The sequence below is a fragment of the Bradyrhizobium sp. SZCCHNR3119 genome, assembly GCF_032487775.1.
GTDB lineage: Bacteria > Pseudomonadota > Alphaproteobacteria > Rhizobiales > Xanthobacteraceae > Bradyrhizobium.
Window position 1 is genome coordinate 500,969 of sequence record NZ_JAUEUV010000001.1, and the last position, 13,872, is coordinate 514,840.

Consider the following 13,872-nt stretch of genomic DNA (forward strand, 5'->3'; position numbering starts at 1 on the left):
GCGCTCAACCCTGCCCCGCTTTGGCGAGCTCGACCTCAACGCGCAGCTCAATTTCTGACAGCACGGCATCGAGCCCGGGATCGCCAGACGACTGCTTCAGCGCGGCAGCGGCATCGCGCAGACGGCTGGCCATGCCGGCGTCGAGCTTGCCGGAGAGCAGCGAGAGCTTGAGTTCGTCGAGTGCATCGAGCGCGCGCCGGCCGCGCTGGACTGAGCGCTTGCGGCGCTCCCGCGGCTCCTCCTCGATTCCCTGCAGCGCCAGCAGCGCGTCGATATTGGCGGTCTGCTTCGGCGCCAGCGTCGCACGCGTCTCCTGCGTCGTTCCGATATCCGGCAGCATGAAGCCGCCGGACGATGTCTTTCGCGTCGAACTGGTGGATGTCGTCGGCGTGGTGCCGTTCGGTCCGATGATGCGCATGGGTCTTTCCCGCGGCTTCGTGTGCAAGGCGAGCTTGGCCGCTGCATGGTTAATGACGCGTAAACGGCCCGGCAAAATCTGCCGGGGCGGCATTTTCGATCGCGCAGAAGACGCGATCCGGAGAAAGGAGCATCGATCAACTTCGTATGATTTCAATCAGTTAAGCCACGGCGTCGAGGTGGCACGGTGCTCGCATAGTTAATGGTGATCATGCGGTCATGGGAGTGGCGGCAGCGATCGCTCAGATTTTGAGAGTTCGAGGGGAGCATAGGATGCGACGCATCCGTTCGACGCGCCTGTTTCAGGTGGCCTGCGCAGCATTGCTTGCGCTGGCGTCATCGACCATATCGGCCACCGCAACGTCGCGGATCAAGGATCTCGCCAATATCGAAGGCGTGCGCCAGAACCAGTTGATCGGTTACGGCCTCGTGGTCGGCCTCAACGGCACCGGCGATACGCTGAACAACATCCCCTTCACCAAGCAGTCGCTGCAGGCGATGCTGGAGCGCATGGGCGTCAACATCCGCGGCGCCACGATCCGCACCGGCAACGTCGCCGCCGTGATGGTGACCGGCAATCTGCCGCCATTCGCCACCCAGGGCACGCGGATGGACGTGACCGTCTCCGCGCTCGGCGACGCCAAGAACCTGCAGGGCGGCACCCTGCTCGTCACCCCGCTGTTAGGCGCCGACGGCAACGTCTACGCAGTGGCGCAAGGCTCGCTCGCCATCTCGGGCTTCCAGGCCGAGGGCGAAGCGGCGAAGATCGTACGCGGTGTGCCGACGGTCGGCCGCATCGCCAACGGCGCCATCATCGAGCGCGAGATCGAGTTCGCACTGAACCGGCTGCCGAATGTGCGGCTGGCGCTGCGCAATGCCGACTTCACCACGGCGAAGCGGATCGCCGCGGCCGTCAACGATTTCCTCGGGGTCAAGTCCGCCGAGCCGATCGACCCGTCGACCGTGCAGCTGACGATCCCGCCCGAATTCAAGGGCAACGTGGTCGCCTTCCTGACCGAGATCGAGCAGTTGCAGGTCGATCCTGACCTCGCCGCCAAGATCGTCATCGACGAGCGCTCCGGCATCATCGTCATGGGCCGCGACGTCCGGGTTGCGACCGTTGCTGTCGCGCAGGGCAATCTCACGGTCACGATCTCCGAAAGCCCGCAGGTGAGCCAGCCCAATCCGCTGTCGCGCGGCCGCACCGTGGTCACACCACGAACCAGCGTCGGCGTAACCGAGGACGGCAAGAAATTCGCGGTCGTCAAGGACGGCGTTTCCCTGCAGCAGCTCGTGGACGGCCTCAACGGGCTTGGCATCGGGCCGCGCGATCTCATCAGCATCCTGCAGGCGATCAAGGCCGCGGGCGCGATCGAAGCCGACATCGAGGTGATGTGATGTCGGCCTATATCGACACCTATAGCGGCCGCGTTCCGCTCAGCCTGCCGAGCCCGGTCGGCCCGACCGAGCCGCGCACCGATCTGGACCTCGCTGAAGCGCTGACCAAGGTCTCGCCGAAAGCGCAGGCCAAGGCGAGGTCAACGGCCACCGATTTCGAGGCGATGTTTCTGAACTCGATGTTTTCGCAGATGACGAGCGGCGTCAAAGGCGAAGGCCCGTTCGGCGATACGCCCGGGACAGGCGTCTGGCGGTCGATGCTGACCGAGCAATACTCCAAGAACTTCGCCAAGGCCGGCGGCGTCGGCATCTCGGACGAGGTGTTTCGTACATTGATCCTGCAGCAGGCGAAAACAACGGGCCAAAGCGCGGCCTGATCAGTTCAGTTGAGTGGCGCGCAAGCGCGCGCAATCGAGGAGTAAAGACATGACGGCACAGGTGCAGGCCAAGCAGACTACCTATCAGGCAGCGACCAACGCCACCGAGGCGCGGGCGCTCGCCGATCAGCTCATGACGGCGATGAGCGATCTGCTGGGAGTCATCGAGCAGGAGACCGAGCTGGTGCGCGCCGGCAAGCTGCGCGAGGCGATGGCCTTCGGCCCCAGGAAGACCGAGCTGTCGCGCCATTACGTCGCCGGCGTTGGCCGCCTGAAAGCCAGCCAGACCTTCATGCAGGCGCAGGCTCCCGAGCTCCTGGCCGCCCTGCACCGCCATCACGACGCGTTCCGCGCCATGCTGAAGGTCAATCTGACCGTACTCGCCACCGCACACTCGATCTCCGAGAAGATCGTGCGTGGCGTCAATGCCGAGGTCCAGCGCCGCAACATTCCCGATACCTACACGGCGAATGGCCGGCGCGCCGCCCCGACTTCGCGCCAGCTGACCCCGCTCACCATCAGCCGCTCGCTCTGACGGACTAACTCCCATTGCCCGCAGGCGCCGCGCCTTGGGCGCCGCCTTAATCTATCTTAAATGCCAGGAATGGTTGAAACGCGCCATTTATTCTATTTCCTAACGTAACTTTGAAACATGACAGACATGGTTGCATCGCGGATTGGTTGAGATTTGACTCGACTGGCACGAGGAGGCTGCCATGAGTACCGACTTCAGCGTCAGGCCGGTGGGGGCTGCATCACCCGCCCCTGTTGTCGCGCCGTCGAGCCCGGCGGTGAGCAATGCTGTTCAGACGGAGCTACCGCCGAGCCAGAGCGTCACCGCGGCCGACCCCAGCGTCATGATCCGCAACGACACGCAGTCTCAGGTCCAAGGCGAGGTGTTCCTGTCGCATCAGGCCTATTACGACCGCGCCGCAGCTGCCATGGTGTTTCAGGTGGTCAACCGCCGAACGGACCAGGTCGTCGACCAATATCCCGACGAGGCAGTGCTGCGCCGGCGCGCCTATTTCCACAGCCTCGATCTGCAGAAGGACTTGCAGAAAGAAGAAGCCCCGCGCGTGCCGCCGACCGACCGGACCGCATGAGCGGCCGCCGAGCGTAGTACGGGCAGCAGGCCCATCCGCCGCCCTCGATCCTACAGGTGCAAAGCGTTTATCTCACGGCCTGCTTAGCCGCTCTGCGTCGCATAGGCCGTATCGAGATAGGTCTGGCCGGAGGCCGGATCGGTCACCACGTTCTTGATCAGCGCCTTGCCCTTGCCGGTCAATGTGAACTTGGTGTCGCCGATCCGAAACGCATTGTCCTTGATCAGGACGTCCTGGTACTTCGACGTCCCCTCGCTCTGATAGCGTACCCTGGCGCGAAAGCCCTGGACGTTCGAGACCGTCACCGTGAACGATTTGTTGTTGGCGTAATTGCCGGTCCAAGTGCCCTGATAGAGGGTCGGATCCACCGCAACATATTTGCTGCTGCTCTGTGCAGTGGTCAGGACGTTGGATTTGTAGGCGGACGACAGGATGCTCATCACATCGGCCATGACGTTCCCTCCTTCGACCGGCAAATGGCCGATCAGCCTCGTCCTGAGAGGCCGGCGGCGATATGGCAGTTGATGTCGATCAGCGATTTGAGTTTTGCCGGGTCGGGATTCAACTGCATCTCGATGGTCTGCTTCATCACGAACACGCCGATATTGGCGATGTTCTGACGGATCTCGAGCGGATTCGGATTGTCATCCATCTCCATGGCGCTCATGAAAATCGTCCAAAGCCGACGATTGAACAGCAGCGCCTTATGCATGTTGCGGTCCGGACCGCTCCAATTGGCCTGCACTTCCTGCAGTTGCCGCGCCGCCTTCAACAGGGCCTGTGCTTCGATCTCCCGGGGTGATGCTGTCGTTTGGGACGTGCGTGCATAGGCTTGAGCGGCATGTGACATCAACTACTCCGGGACTGACGCGAAGGACACGACCAATTGCACAGGTTTTGTACGTTGGGTGCCTTTAAAATATGGTTAGCGGGTATTATCCTATTTGTTCGAGGTTGCCTGACTGGTGCCTCAAAAACGACATCCCCCACCGCGCGCCTTAACGCCAAACAAAGATCGCAAATCAAACTGCAGAAATTTTTCTGCAACTAATAGCGATCCGCCCCGAAGGTCCCGCTCGGGTCACATGAATTGAAAAACTGCCAAAACGGCGCCGCCCAGTCTCGTCCGAAGACACCGATCTTTCAAACGAAAAGCGGCGGGTTTTGCCCGCCGCTTTCGTCGTATCAAAGATGCAGTGATCGCTTAGCGGAGAAGCTGCAGCACGCTTGCCTGCGACTGGTTGGCCAGCGCGAGCGCCGAGACTGCGATCGACTGACGGGTCGACAGCGCCTGGCTGTTGGCCGCTTCCTGGTTGGTGTCGGCCAGCGTCAGGTTGGACGAGCCGGTCTGCAGCACGTTGATCAGGTTCTTGTTGAATTCCTGGCGGACCTGCACGATCGAAAGGTTCGAACCGAGCGCGGACGCTTCCGAACGCAACGTGGTGGATGCGCCCTGCAGCGAGTTCAGGATCTTGTTGGCAGAGCTGGAGTCGAGGAAGTCGACGCCGGATGCCAGCGGGCTCAGTCCGAGTCCGGTGATGTTGAAGGTCACGCCCGTGATCGAGAGCGTCGACTTGCCGGTCTCGTCGAACACCAGCTTCAACGTATCGCCGTTCAACAGGTTGATGCCGTTGAACGAGGCGTCGACCGCAGTGGTGTTGATCTGCGAGAGGATGTTGTTGTACTGCGTGACCAGGTTCGAGCGGATCGCCTGCGAGTTGGTGTCGATCACCGGCGTGGAGCCCGTCAGGCCATTGAACGCCGCACCGGCGGCTGCCGCCGTACCACCGATCGCGCCGATCGTCGAGGACGCCGCATCGTTGATGGTGGTGATCGCGATCTTGCCGGTCGTATCGACAGAGGCCTGCAGGTTGTTGGCTGCGAGCGCCGCGTTCAGGTCGTTCAGCGAGTTGACCTTGCCCGTCCCTATCCCGAACGTGACGCTGGTCGGGGTTCCACCGCCTGTCGCAGCGATCGTGAGCGTCTGGCCGGCCAGACCATCGCCGACTTGGCTGAGGCCGAGCTTTGCCAGAGTGCCGGTCGTGCCTGACAGCGTGAGCCCTGTCGGCGGTGGCGTCAGGGTGATGGCGCCCGAAGCGCTGATGGAGCCGCTGATGCCGGTCGCCGTCTGGATCGCCGACAGCAGGCTGCCGACCGTGTCGCCGATGCCGATCGAGGTGCCCGACGAGGTCGATCCGGCGATGAACGTGAACGTCGTGCCATTCACGGTCAGCGTGTCTGTGGTGGTGAAGCCGGTGGCGAGGTCATTCGAGGTGCTGCTGCCGGTGCCCGACAGCTTGGTCGAGCTGGTGATCGCGGCCGGTGTCGTATTGTCGTTAAGAAGGGCGGTGCCGGTGGTGGGGGTGATGGAGGCCCCGAGCAGGCTGGTCGCGTTGGCGCCGGTCAGCGCAGCCGAGGTGACGGTGGATTTCGTCGCGTAGCCCACCGCTGTCTGCAGCACCTGGTTGGCGATCGACTTGGCGCTGTCGACCAGCTTCTGGAGCGAGGTGATGCCGGTGTTGGCCGCCTGCAGCACCTGAACGCCATTGCCGATACCATCGAGCAGGTTTGCGATATCGCTGGCGCGGTTGTTGAGGCCTTGCGCGGTGAAAAATTCGGTAGGGTTGTCGAGCGCTGTATTGACCTTGTTGCCGGTGGCCAGGTTGTTTTGAGTCGTGGCCAGCAGCTGCGCCGTGTTTTGCAGCGCGAGCAGGTTTTGGCGAGCTGAAGCCGAGAGGACGATACCGGACATTCGTGTGAAACCTTCCTAGTTATTCACTAGCCGGTTTTATGCATTCCCCTTTAAAACATGGTTAATCGCCGTTTAAATTCTTTGATTAACGAATGGTTACCTCCTCCCTGCCTGGGATACCGGTCATCGCATAGCGGCCCGGCAAGCGCGGCCCGAACGCAAAAACGGCGGGGTTTCCCCCGCCGTTTCGCAACGTCGTTTCGCTCGGGTCGAGATCAGCGCAGCAGCTGCAGCACGCTCGCCTGCGACTGGTTGGCGAGCGAGAGCGCGGACACCGCGATCGACTGGCGGGTCGACAGCGCCTGGCTGTTGGCCGCTTCCTGGTTGGTGTCGGCCAGCGTCAGGTTGGACGAGCCGGTCTGCAGCACGTTGATCAGGTTCTTGTTGAAGTCCTGACGGATCTGCACGACTGACAGGTTCGAACCCAGCGTCGAGGCCTCGGACCGCAGGTTGGAGCTGGCGGAGTTGAGGACGTTGAGCACCTTGTTCGCCGACGAGTTGTCGAGGAAGTCAACGCCCGAGGCGAGGTTGGTCAGGCCGAGGCCGGTGGTGTTGAAGTTCACGCCGGTGATCGACAGCGAGGATTTGCCGGTCTCGTTGAAGGTCAGCTTCAGCGTGTCGCCGTTCAACAGGTTGACACCGTTGAAGGAGGCGTCGGCAGCGGTCGTGTTGATCTGCGCGAGCACGTTGTTGTACTGCGCAACCAGGCTGGCCCGGGTGGCCTGCGAGGTCGGATCGGCCACCGGAGCCCCAGCCACCAGACCGTTGAAGGCCTGGCTGGCTGCCGCCGCCGTGCCGCCGACCGCGCCGATCGTGAACGACGCCGCATCGTTGGTCGTGGTGATCGAGATCTTGCCCGTCGAGTCGACCGAGGCCTGCAGGTTGTTGGCGGCAAGGGCTGTGTTGAGGTCGTTCAACGAGTTGACCTTGCCCGTCCCGATACCGAAGGTGATACTCGTCTGAGTACCTCCGCCTGTCGCACCGATCGTCAACGTCTGGCCGGCGAGACCATCGCCGACCTGGGTGAGGCCGAGCTTCGCCAGAGCGCCGGTCGAACCTGACAGCGTGAGACCGGAGGCCGGAGGCGTCAGGGTGACGGCGCCCGTTGCGCTGATCGAGGCGGAGACGCCGGTCGCCGTCTGGATTGCCGACAGCAGGTTGCCGACGGTGTCGCCAACACCGATCGAGGTGCCGGACGAGGTCGAGCCCGCGATGAACGTGAAGGTGGTGCCGTTCACGGTCAGCGTGTCGGCGGTGGTGAAGCCGGTGCCGAGGTCGTTCGAGGACGTACCGGCGGTGCCCGACAGCTTGGTGGAGCTGGTGATCGCGACCGCGCTCGACGTGTTGTCGTTGAGGACGTTCGTGCCGGTGACGGCGCTGGTGGAAGCCCCGAGCAGGGTGCTGGCAGTCGCGCCGGTCAGCGCGGCCGTGGTCACGGTCGACTTGGTGGAGTAGCCGACCGAGGTCTGCAGCACCTGGTTGGCGATCGACTTGGCGCTATCGACCAGCTTCTGCAGCGAAGTGATGCCGGTGTTGGCGGCCTGCAGCACCTGCACGCCGTTGCCGATACCATCGAGCAGATTGGAGATGTCGCTGGCCCGGTTGTTGAGGCCCTGCGCGGTGAAGAAGTTGGTCGGATTGTCGAGAGCCGAGTTGACCTTGTTACCGGTAGCAAGGTTGTTCTGGGTGGTGGCGAGAAGCTGAGCCGTCGACTGCAGCGAGAGCAGGTTCTGGCGCACCGACGCCGAGAGAACGATACCTGACATTAGTCATACCCTTCTGGTGTGAAATGAGATCCTGATCCCTTCGAGACCAGGTGAAGCCTTCGATCGACTTCGCGATCAGGCGACACGGGCAAAGTGAACGGGAGTGGCTAACAAAACCTGAAGCGCCGCGGGTGCCGGATCGATTCCCGTTGCCTCCACAAGGGTTCGATAGGCGCGACTGCGAGTCACGGCCCGGCAAAAGCCCTTTGATAAGTCAGCGTATTTACCATCCGGCCAGCCCGTTTACCGGTCATTAACCTTGTTCGGAAAGGATTTGCCTCGTGCGCCGGCCGACCTTTGCGCGCGCAAAGCGCGAGCGATCTACTTCGCCCCGGACCGCCACCATTGATGACAGGCCTCTCGGAGCCGGCTCATGGACCGGACACGACGCGGCAACGGAGAACAAGGATGGCCCTGAAAGTCGAACTCAAGCCGCACGAGCGGATCATCATCGGCTCATGCGTGATCACCAACACCGATCAACGCGCGCGGCTTCTCATCGACGGGGACAACGTCCCGATCCTGCGCGAGAAAGACATCCTCACTCCGGAAACGGCCGATACGCCCGCGAAGCTCGTCTATCTTGCGGTGCAGCTAATGTACATCTCGCCCGCAGCCGACACCAGTCACGGCACCTACTTCAACCTGCTGCGCGACATCATCACGACGGTGCCGAGTGCCTGGCCGCTGATCGAGGCCATCAACGCCCACATCCTCAATGGCGACCTCTACCAGGCTCTGAAGGAAGCCAAGAAGCTGGTCGCTTATGAAAAGAAGCTCCTGGAGCAGGTCGAGGCCGAACAGGCGAAGTGCGTCAGCAGCGCGGCCTGATCATATGGACCCGGCCAAGCAAGCCGGGCTCCCTCTCCTACGCGCAAACGTAACGCCGCTGCCCTGCGTCACAGCGCCAGCGGCGGCGCTTCGATCTCCATCAGCGGTAGCTGGCCGGCGGCGCGCTGCCGGCCGAACATCAGCACCGCAGCAATCAGCGCATCGACGTCCCGCACCTCGGTGCGGTGATTGACGATGGCTGCGCGGATCGCCAGCCTGCCGTCGAGCATCGTGCTGGACGGTGCGGCGATCCCCGCCTCCTGGATGTCGGCTACGATATCGCCGTTGAGCGCATTGGCATCCGCGGCACGATAGCGGAAGCAGACGATGTTGAGATTGACGGGCGCCAGCAGCTCGAGCTCCGGCTCGGCGCGCACCCGACCTTCGAGATATTTGGCGAGCTCACAGCTGCGCGCGATCATGGCGCCCAGCCTATCTGCGCCGAATGTCTTGATCGTGAACCAGGTCTTCAGCGCGCGAAAGCCGCGCGACAGATCTGGACCGAGATCGCACGGCCATTGCGCGCCTGCGGCAAGCCCGCGCGTCTCCCGCCGCAAATAGGCCGCCGGCGCTGCAAATGCGGCGCTGTGGCGCTCGCCGTCGCGGACCAGCAGGAAGCCCGCGTCGTAAGGTACCTGCCCCCATTTATGGAAGTCGAGCGCGATCGAATCCGCCTGCTCGATCCCGGCCAATCGCGGCGCCAGCGCCGGCGACAGGATCGCCAACGCGCCGAACGCGCCGTCGACGTGAAACCACAGCTTCTCTTCGCGGCAGAGCGCGGCCACCGCGGCAAGATCGTCGATGGCGCCGATGTCGACGGTGCCGACCGACGCCACCACCAGGAACGGACGCAAGCCCGCCTTGCGATCAGCAGCAATGGCGCTGCGTAGCGCCGAAACGTCGATCCGATGGTCGCGGTCGACACCGATACAGCGCAGGGCATCGCTGCCGAAGCCAGCGATATCCATCGCTTTGCTGATGCAACCATGCGCGGCCTTCGACGTGTAGGCCTGCAGCAGCCCTCCCGTCTCTCCGATCCCATATTGCCGCACCCAGGAGCCGAGCGCAGCGCGGCGCGCCACCAGGACCGCCATCAAATTCGCCATCGAGGTGCCGGTCACGAAAAGCCCGCTCGCGCCGGGCGGGAAGCCGAACATCTCGCGCGTCCATGCAACGATCTGCCGTTCGACCTCGATCGGCATGTGGTCGCGCCCGCCGAGATTGGCATTCAGGCCCGCCGCCAGCATCTCCGCCAGCATGCCGACCGCGGATCCGCCGCCATGAACCCAGCCCATGAAGCCCGGATGCACGTTGCCCGTCGCATAAGGAACGACGTAATCGGCAAATTCGCGGTAGACCTCGCCGAGCTCACACGGCGCGTGCGGGAGAGCTTCGCGAAACCGCTCACGCGCCTCCGATGGAATCGGCTGCCAGACCGGCCGCATGCGAATATTGGCGATGTAGTCGATCATGTCATCGAGCATGCGATGACCTTGCGCGCGGATCTCGTCCCAATCCTGCGGGTCCAGCGTCCGACCCTGCTGCTGCTGATGGTCCGTGTCCGGCAACGCGGTGGTCATGCAGCCTGCTCCCGCGAGGCCGCCACCCGGCGTTCGATCATGTCGAGGAAGGCTGCAAAGATCTTCCGCATCTGCGGTTCTTTGTAAGGATACACGTCAGGCTGATCCATATTGTGCACCACCGCGGTGTTGTCGGCCTCGAACACCAGGAACGAACCATCCTTGGTCTCGGCGCAATCGATGATGAAATAGTCGAGCCCAATGCGCTCGGCGATCGCCGCCAGTGCGGCGCGATGGCGCCGGCCGAAGCCGATGTCGAATGTCTGCATGAAGGTCGCCTCTTCGAGGCGCTTGGCTTCGCTCGTCGCCATGCCGGCGTTGAGATACCAGATGTCCCAGCGGCGCGCGATCGCCATGTGGCACGCATAAGGCCGACCGTCGACGAAGACGACGCGATATTTGCGGAACAGCCCGTCTTCACTTGCGTAGTCGACGAAACGCGCCACGAAGAACTCCTCCTCCGCGTGCTCGTCGAGATAGAGCGAAAGCTCGATGGGCTCATCGACCTTGGCGAGACCGACACCGGCATGCGAACCGCGCGGACGGATGATGATTGGAAAAGCGAGATCTGCGGCGATCGCCGTCAGCCATTCCCGCTCTTCGGAGATCTCGATCAGTCGTTCGCGGCCGACGGCCACGGTTTCGGGAATCATGAGCCCGTCAATATCGGCGAGCAGCCGGTGCAGCTTGTCGCGATCGAGATTTGAGATCAGGCGCGGCGGATTGAGCAGCGGCCGCGGCCAACGCGCCGCGACCTGGTCGATCTGTTGCAGCGTATGCTGGCAATCCTCCGAATCCGAGGCGATAACGATAGCGAGATCATGCTCCGGCAGCGGCGACGGCAGCTCTGCCCCGGGGATGACATAGAGCGTCATCAGCTCGACGTCGGCGTCCTCGAGCAGGAATTCGATCGGCGTGTTGCTACCCATGTCGGTCGCGGCGGCGAGCGCAAGCACGCGCAGCCGCGGCGCCGTGCTCCGACACGGTACGCGATACAATTGCTGCGAGAGCAAGATATCCTGCTGGATCGCAAGTCCGGCGGATTTGTCGCCCAGCAGCTGCGCGATCAGCGCGACATCGAGTCCCTCCCCGGCCGTCGCGCTACCATCGAGCAGCTTGGCGATCAGTTCGCTCCACAGCGGCTTGAGATCCTTGCCGTCGAACGCCGCCTTGGCGAGCCTGGCGAGGCCGATGCGGTCGGCGATCTGCGAATGCGCCGATACCGCGAGCACGTCAGATACCATCACACATATCCCTGAGATCCTGGCCGCTCACGTCGGTGACGAGCAGCTCTATTTTGGCAATCACATCGGCGATACGGCCGATTTCCGCATCGATATTGACGCGGGCGGTCGTGAGATCATCGCTCCAGGTTTCAGTCACCTGCCGCGCGCCGAGGCACAGCCGCAGCAGCGCGATCGAGCCGCGCTCGGGCGTGTCCACCCGAACCGGCTGGCCGATCAGACATTGGCGGGCGGCGACATCGGCCGCGCGGCCGCTGAAGTGAGCGCTGAGATCGCGCTGGAGCGCGCGGTGGATCAGTTGAACCTCGCCGGCGCCGACCAGGCTGCCGTCGCGCTGCAGGGCAAACGGAAAGATGGTCGGCTGTCCGAACTCTTCGTCGTCGGCATCGGTCTCGGCGACTGCGAGCGGCCGCAGCATCGGCGACAGCATCAGGAGACTCTCGGTGATCATGCCGAGCTCGCGCAGCACCATGCGACGGTAGCGATCCGGCACCTGGTAATAGGCCGAGATCTCCTCAAGTGCGGCTTCCCAGCGCAGCCACTGACCGATATTCGCCCGCTCCGGAGATGCGGCGCGCAGCGCCGTCCAGCTCATCGGCCAATCGCTGCGGCTGACGTAGTCAGACAACCCCGCTGCAAGCGGACCGCGACCTTCGACCACGCATGCAAGCTGCGGCGGAACCAACATGGCGCCGCTGAAAGCAGGCCCACCGAAAAATTTGGAGCCGGTGACGAGCACAAGATAGCCGCGATCGAGATAGTGGCGGATCCGCCGGCGGCCGAGCCGCATCTGGCAGGCGTCCACCACGACCTGCACCTGCCCCGGCCAGCGCCGCACGATCTCGTCGAGGCAGGACTGATCCGGCGCACGCCAGCCGAGCTTCGATGCGTCCATGACCTGCAACAGCACGGCATGGCCGAACGCGATCGCTGTCTCCACAGCGGCGACAACCGCCGGGCCATAATCCCCGTCTGGCGCGAGGGTTGCACCGTCGAGCAGTGGCACAGCGACGCTGTCGACGGCGAGCCCCTCGATCGGCCCACCCTTCTGAACGGGCGCGCCCTGCGCCGTGGTCACGCAGAAGTGGCGGCCGCGGGCGGTGAACTGCGTTCCACTGCCCGTCTGATCCGACGCCACCACAATGGTGGTCAGCGCATCGCCGCGCAACGCCTGCGACAAGGCCAGCGCATGCAGCTGCGCATCCGTTCCCGACGGCGAGAACACGATGCCCGTCCCGACGTCGAGGCCGAGCAGCGTCTTCAATTCGCCGCGCATCTCCTCGGTACGCCGGTCGAGCGCCTCGCCGACCCCATGATGGATGGCCGCATGCATCAATCGCTCGCGCGCAAGCTCGGCGCGCGCATAGGCGCGTTCCGAGATCGAAGACGCAGTGCTCGAGGCGAAGTTCAGGATATCAGGCGAAGGTGCCGGACCGCAGCCATAGGCATTGCGGCCCCAGGGACGGTCGAGCGCGAGCCGCGCATCACCGCCGTCGATGAGCAGGTCGCCCAACAGCGCGAACAGATCGCGCAGGCTGCCTTGGCGACCGCGATCGGACCTGAATGGAGAGATTTCGGATGAAGACGCGACCGGCGCCATGATGCACGCGTCAGGCCGCATCGGCTGCCACTGCAGCCGGCGCGAATTGAGAGGCTACGTTGCCATGAAACACCGAAGGACCGACGTGATCGAGGCGGCTGTCGAGATCGGCCCAGATCTGGCCGCCGAGATCGGTCCAGCGCTTGCAGAAGGCGAAATCCTCGGACAGATAGGTCCCGGTGTCCGGGTCGATCATGCATTCGAACAGAGCGAACCGGTTCGGACTGCCTGCCAGCGCATCGTGAGAATGCTCGCGGAAGAACTGCAATGGCGCGTAGCCGGGATACCCGCACATCTGCTCCAGCACCTGGCGGCGGATCATCAGAAAACCGGTTCCCGCAAATCGCACGCGGGCAAAGCCGTTCACCACCACGACGTGATCGGGATTTTCAATCTCCAGCACGTAGTCGAGTGCGGCCGAGGGGACGTCGGACCGACCGGCGTCGAGCGCCCGCTTCGCCTTGTTCCAGTTCACGCGCTTGATCGGGTAGACGCCGGCGACGACGTCACCGCCCGATTCGATCAACCGAAACACCTGCTGCGGCGTGAAGCCGATATCGGCATCCACGAACAGAAGATGGGTCGCAGTGGGATCGTTCAAAAACAACGTGACCAGATTGGCCCGTGCCCGCGTGATCAGCGCATCGCCGTCGCGCATGTGGACGGTCAGACTCACATTGGATGTCGCCCGCAGCTCACGCTGAAGCGCGAAGATCGAGCTGGCGTAGATGCTCGACACCTGCCCGCCGAAACAGGGGGTCGCAATCACCAGATGGATCCGCTCGCTCACGTCGGTCACGACTG

General features: G+C 63.5%; 14 protein-coding genes. 5 read left to right on the top strand and 9 right to left on the bottom strand.

Going from position 1 to position 13,872, the window contains the following annotated elements:
- Window positions 1–4: 4 nt before the first annotated feature.
- Window positions 5–418 (bottom strand): flagellar assembly protein FliX, encoded by a 414-nt coding sequence (locus QX034_RS02410; RefSeq protein WP_315707146.1) that lies wholly within the window; start codon window positions 416–418, stop codon window positions 5–7.
- 272 nt (window positions 419–690) lie between these two features.
- Here QX034_RS02410 and QX034_RS02415 point away from each other — a divergent pair, with 272 nt between their 5' ends.
- The 4 genes from QX034_RS02415 (at window position 691) to QX034_RS02430 (ending at window position 3,295) form a co-directional block, all read left to right on the top strand.
- Window positions 691–1,815: a flagellar basal body P-ring protein FlgI gene (locus tag QX034_RS02415; protein WP_315707145.1), complete on the top strand. Its 1,125-nt coding sequence runs from the start codon at window positions 691–693 to the stop codon at window positions 1,813–1,815.
- A complete protein-coding gene (gene flgJ / locus QX034_RS02420; protein WP_409977567.1) occupies window positions 1,815–2,192 on the top strand; it encodes a flagellar assembly peptidoglycan hydrolase FlgJ in 378 nt (125 codons plus the stop codon). Before QX034_RS02415 ends, flgJ begins: the two co-directional genes overlap by 1 nt.
- A gap of 49 nt (window positions 2,193–2,241) precedes the next feature.
- Window positions 2,242–2,727, top strand: a complete 486-nt coding sequence (locus QX034_RS02425; RefSeq protein ID WP_315707143.1) for a hypothetical protein — start codon at window positions 2,242–2,244, stop codon at window positions 2,725–2,727.
- Between the two features lie 181 nt (window positions 2,728–2,908).
- Complete coding sequence (locus QX034_RS02430; RefSeq protein WP_315707142.1) at window positions 2,909–3,295, top strand: hypothetical protein; 387 nt, start codon at window positions 2,909–2,911, stop codon at window positions 3,293–3,295.
- Between the two features lie 83 nt (window positions 3,296–3,378).
- Here the strand turns inward: QX034_RS02430 and QX034_RS02435 are convergent, their stop codons facing one another.
- From QX034_RS02435 to QX034_RS02450, 4 genes are all read right to left on the bottom strand, one after another.
- Window positions 3,379–3,747, bottom strand: a complete 369-nt coding sequence (locus QX034_RS02435) for a hypothetical protein (protein ID WP_315707141.1) — start codon at window positions 3,745–3,747, stop codon at window positions 3,379–3,381.
- A 32-nt stretch (window positions 3,748–3,779) separates the two neighbouring features.
- The gene (flaF, locus tag QX034_RS02440; protein WP_315707140.1) at window positions 3,780–4,145 is read right to left on the bottom strand and encodes a flagellar biosynthesis regulator FlaF; all 366 of its coding nucleotides are present in this window, start codon (window positions 4,143–4,145) and stop codon (window positions 3,780–3,782) included.
- A gap of 354 nt (window positions 4,146–4,499) precedes the next feature.
- Window positions 4,500–6,047 carry a flagellin gene (locus QX034_RS02445; RefSeq protein WP_315707139.1) on the bottom strand — a complete coding sequence of 516 codons (1,548 nt, stop codon included), beginning with the start codon at window positions 6,045–6,047 and terminating at the stop codon, window positions 4,500–4,502.
- A 215-nt stretch (window positions 6,048–6,262) separates the two neighbouring features.
- Window positions 6,263–7,813, bottom strand: a complete 1,551-nt coding sequence (locus QX034_RS02450) for a flagellin (RefSeq protein ID WP_315707138.1) — start codon at window positions 7,811–7,813, stop codon at window positions 6,263–6,265.
- A 408-nt stretch (window positions 7,814–8,221) separates the two neighbouring features.
- Between QX034_RS02450 and flbT the strand changes: the two genes are divergently transcribed.
- Window positions 8,222–8,644, top strand: a complete 423-nt coding sequence (flbT, locus tag QX034_RS02455) for a flagellar biosynthesis repressor FlbT (RefSeq protein ID WP_315741854.1) — start codon at window positions 8,222–8,224, stop codon at window positions 8,642–8,644.
- 68 nt (window positions 8,645–8,712) lie between these two features.
- Here flbT and QX034_RS02460 read toward each other — a convergent pair whose 3' ends face one another.
- Genes QX034_RS02460 through QX034_RS02475 form a run of 4 tightly spaced genes read right to left on the bottom strand, consistent with a single transcriptional unit; the run spans window position 8,713 to window position 13,858 of the window.
- A complete protein-coding gene (locus tag QX034_RS02460; RefSeq protein ID WP_315707136.1) occupies window positions 8,713–10,224 on the bottom strand; it encodes an aspartate aminotransferase family protein in 1,512 nt (503 codons plus the stop codon).
- Window positions 10,221–11,468, bottom strand: coding sequence for a hypothetical protein (locus QX034_RS02465; RefSeq protein WP_315707135.1), 1,248 nt, complete (start codon window positions 11,466–11,468; stop codon window positions 10,221–10,223). Before QX034_RS02465 ends, QX034_RS02460 begins: the two co-directional genes overlap by 4 nt.
- Window positions 11,458–13,089, bottom strand: coding sequence for a hypothetical protein (locus QX034_RS02470; RefSeq protein WP_315707134.1), 1,632 nt, complete (start codon window positions 13,087–13,089; stop codon window positions 11,458–11,460). Before QX034_RS02470 ends, QX034_RS02465 begins: the two co-directional genes overlap by 11 nt.
- Window positions 13,079–13,858 (bottom strand): hypothetical protein, encoded by a 780-nt coding sequence (locus QX034_RS02475; protein WP_315707191.1) that lies wholly within the window; start codon window positions 13,856–13,858, stop codon window positions 13,079–13,081. Before QX034_RS02475 ends, QX034_RS02470 begins: the two co-directional genes overlap by 11 nt.
- Between the last annotated feature and the right edge of the window lie 14 nt (window positions 13,859–13,872).

Coding starts and splice junctions, on each gene's coding strand:
- QX034_RS02465 (WP_315707135.1), bottom strand. CDS start 11,468: ATGGTATCTGACGTGCTCGCGGTATCGGCGCATTCGCAGATCGCCGAC.
- flgJ (WP_409977567.1), top strand. CDS start 1,815: ATGTCGGCCTATATCGACACCTATAGCGGCCGCGTTCCGCTCAGCCTG.
- QX034_RS02445 (WP_315707139.1), bottom strand. CDS start 6,047: ATGTCCGGTATCGTCCTCTCGGCTTCAGCTCGCCAAAACCTGCTCGCG.
- QX034_RS02470 (WP_315707134.1), bottom strand. CDS start 13,089: ATGCGGCCTGACGCGTGCATCATGGCGCCGGTCGCGTCTTCATCCGAA.
- flaF (WP_315707140.1), bottom strand. CDS start 4,145: ATGTCACATGCCGCTCAAGCCTATGCACGCACGTCCCAAACGACAGCA.
- QX034_RS02410 (WP_315707146.1), bottom strand. CDS start 418: ATGCGCATCATCGGACCGAACGGCACCACGCCGACGACATCCACCAGT.
- QX034_RS02435 (WP_315707141.1), bottom strand. CDS start 3,747: ATGGCCGATGTGATGAGCATCCTGTCGTCCGCCTACAAATCCAACGTC.
- flbT (WP_315741854.1), top strand. CDS start 8,222: ATGGCCCTGAAAGTCGAACTCAAGCCGCACGAGCGGATCATCATCGGC.
- QX034_RS02425 (WP_315707143.1), top strand. CDS start 2,242: ATGACGGCACAGGTGCAGGCCAAGCAGACTACCTATCAGGCAGCGACC.
- QX034_RS02460 (WP_315707136.1), bottom strand. CDS start 10,224: ATGACCACCGCGTTGCCGGACACGGACCATCAGCAGCAGCAGGGTCGG.
- QX034_RS02415 (WP_315707145.1), top strand. CDS start 691: ATGCGACGCATCCGTTCGACGCGCCTGTTTCAGGTGGCCTGCGCAGCA.
- QX034_RS02450 (WP_315707138.1), bottom strand. CDS start 7,813: ATGTCAGGTATCGTTCTCTCGGCGTCGGTGCGCCAGAACCTGCTCTCG.
- QX034_RS02430 (WP_315707142.1), top strand. CDS start 2,909: ATGAGTACCGACTTCAGCGTCAGGCCGGTGGGGGCTGCATCACCCGCC.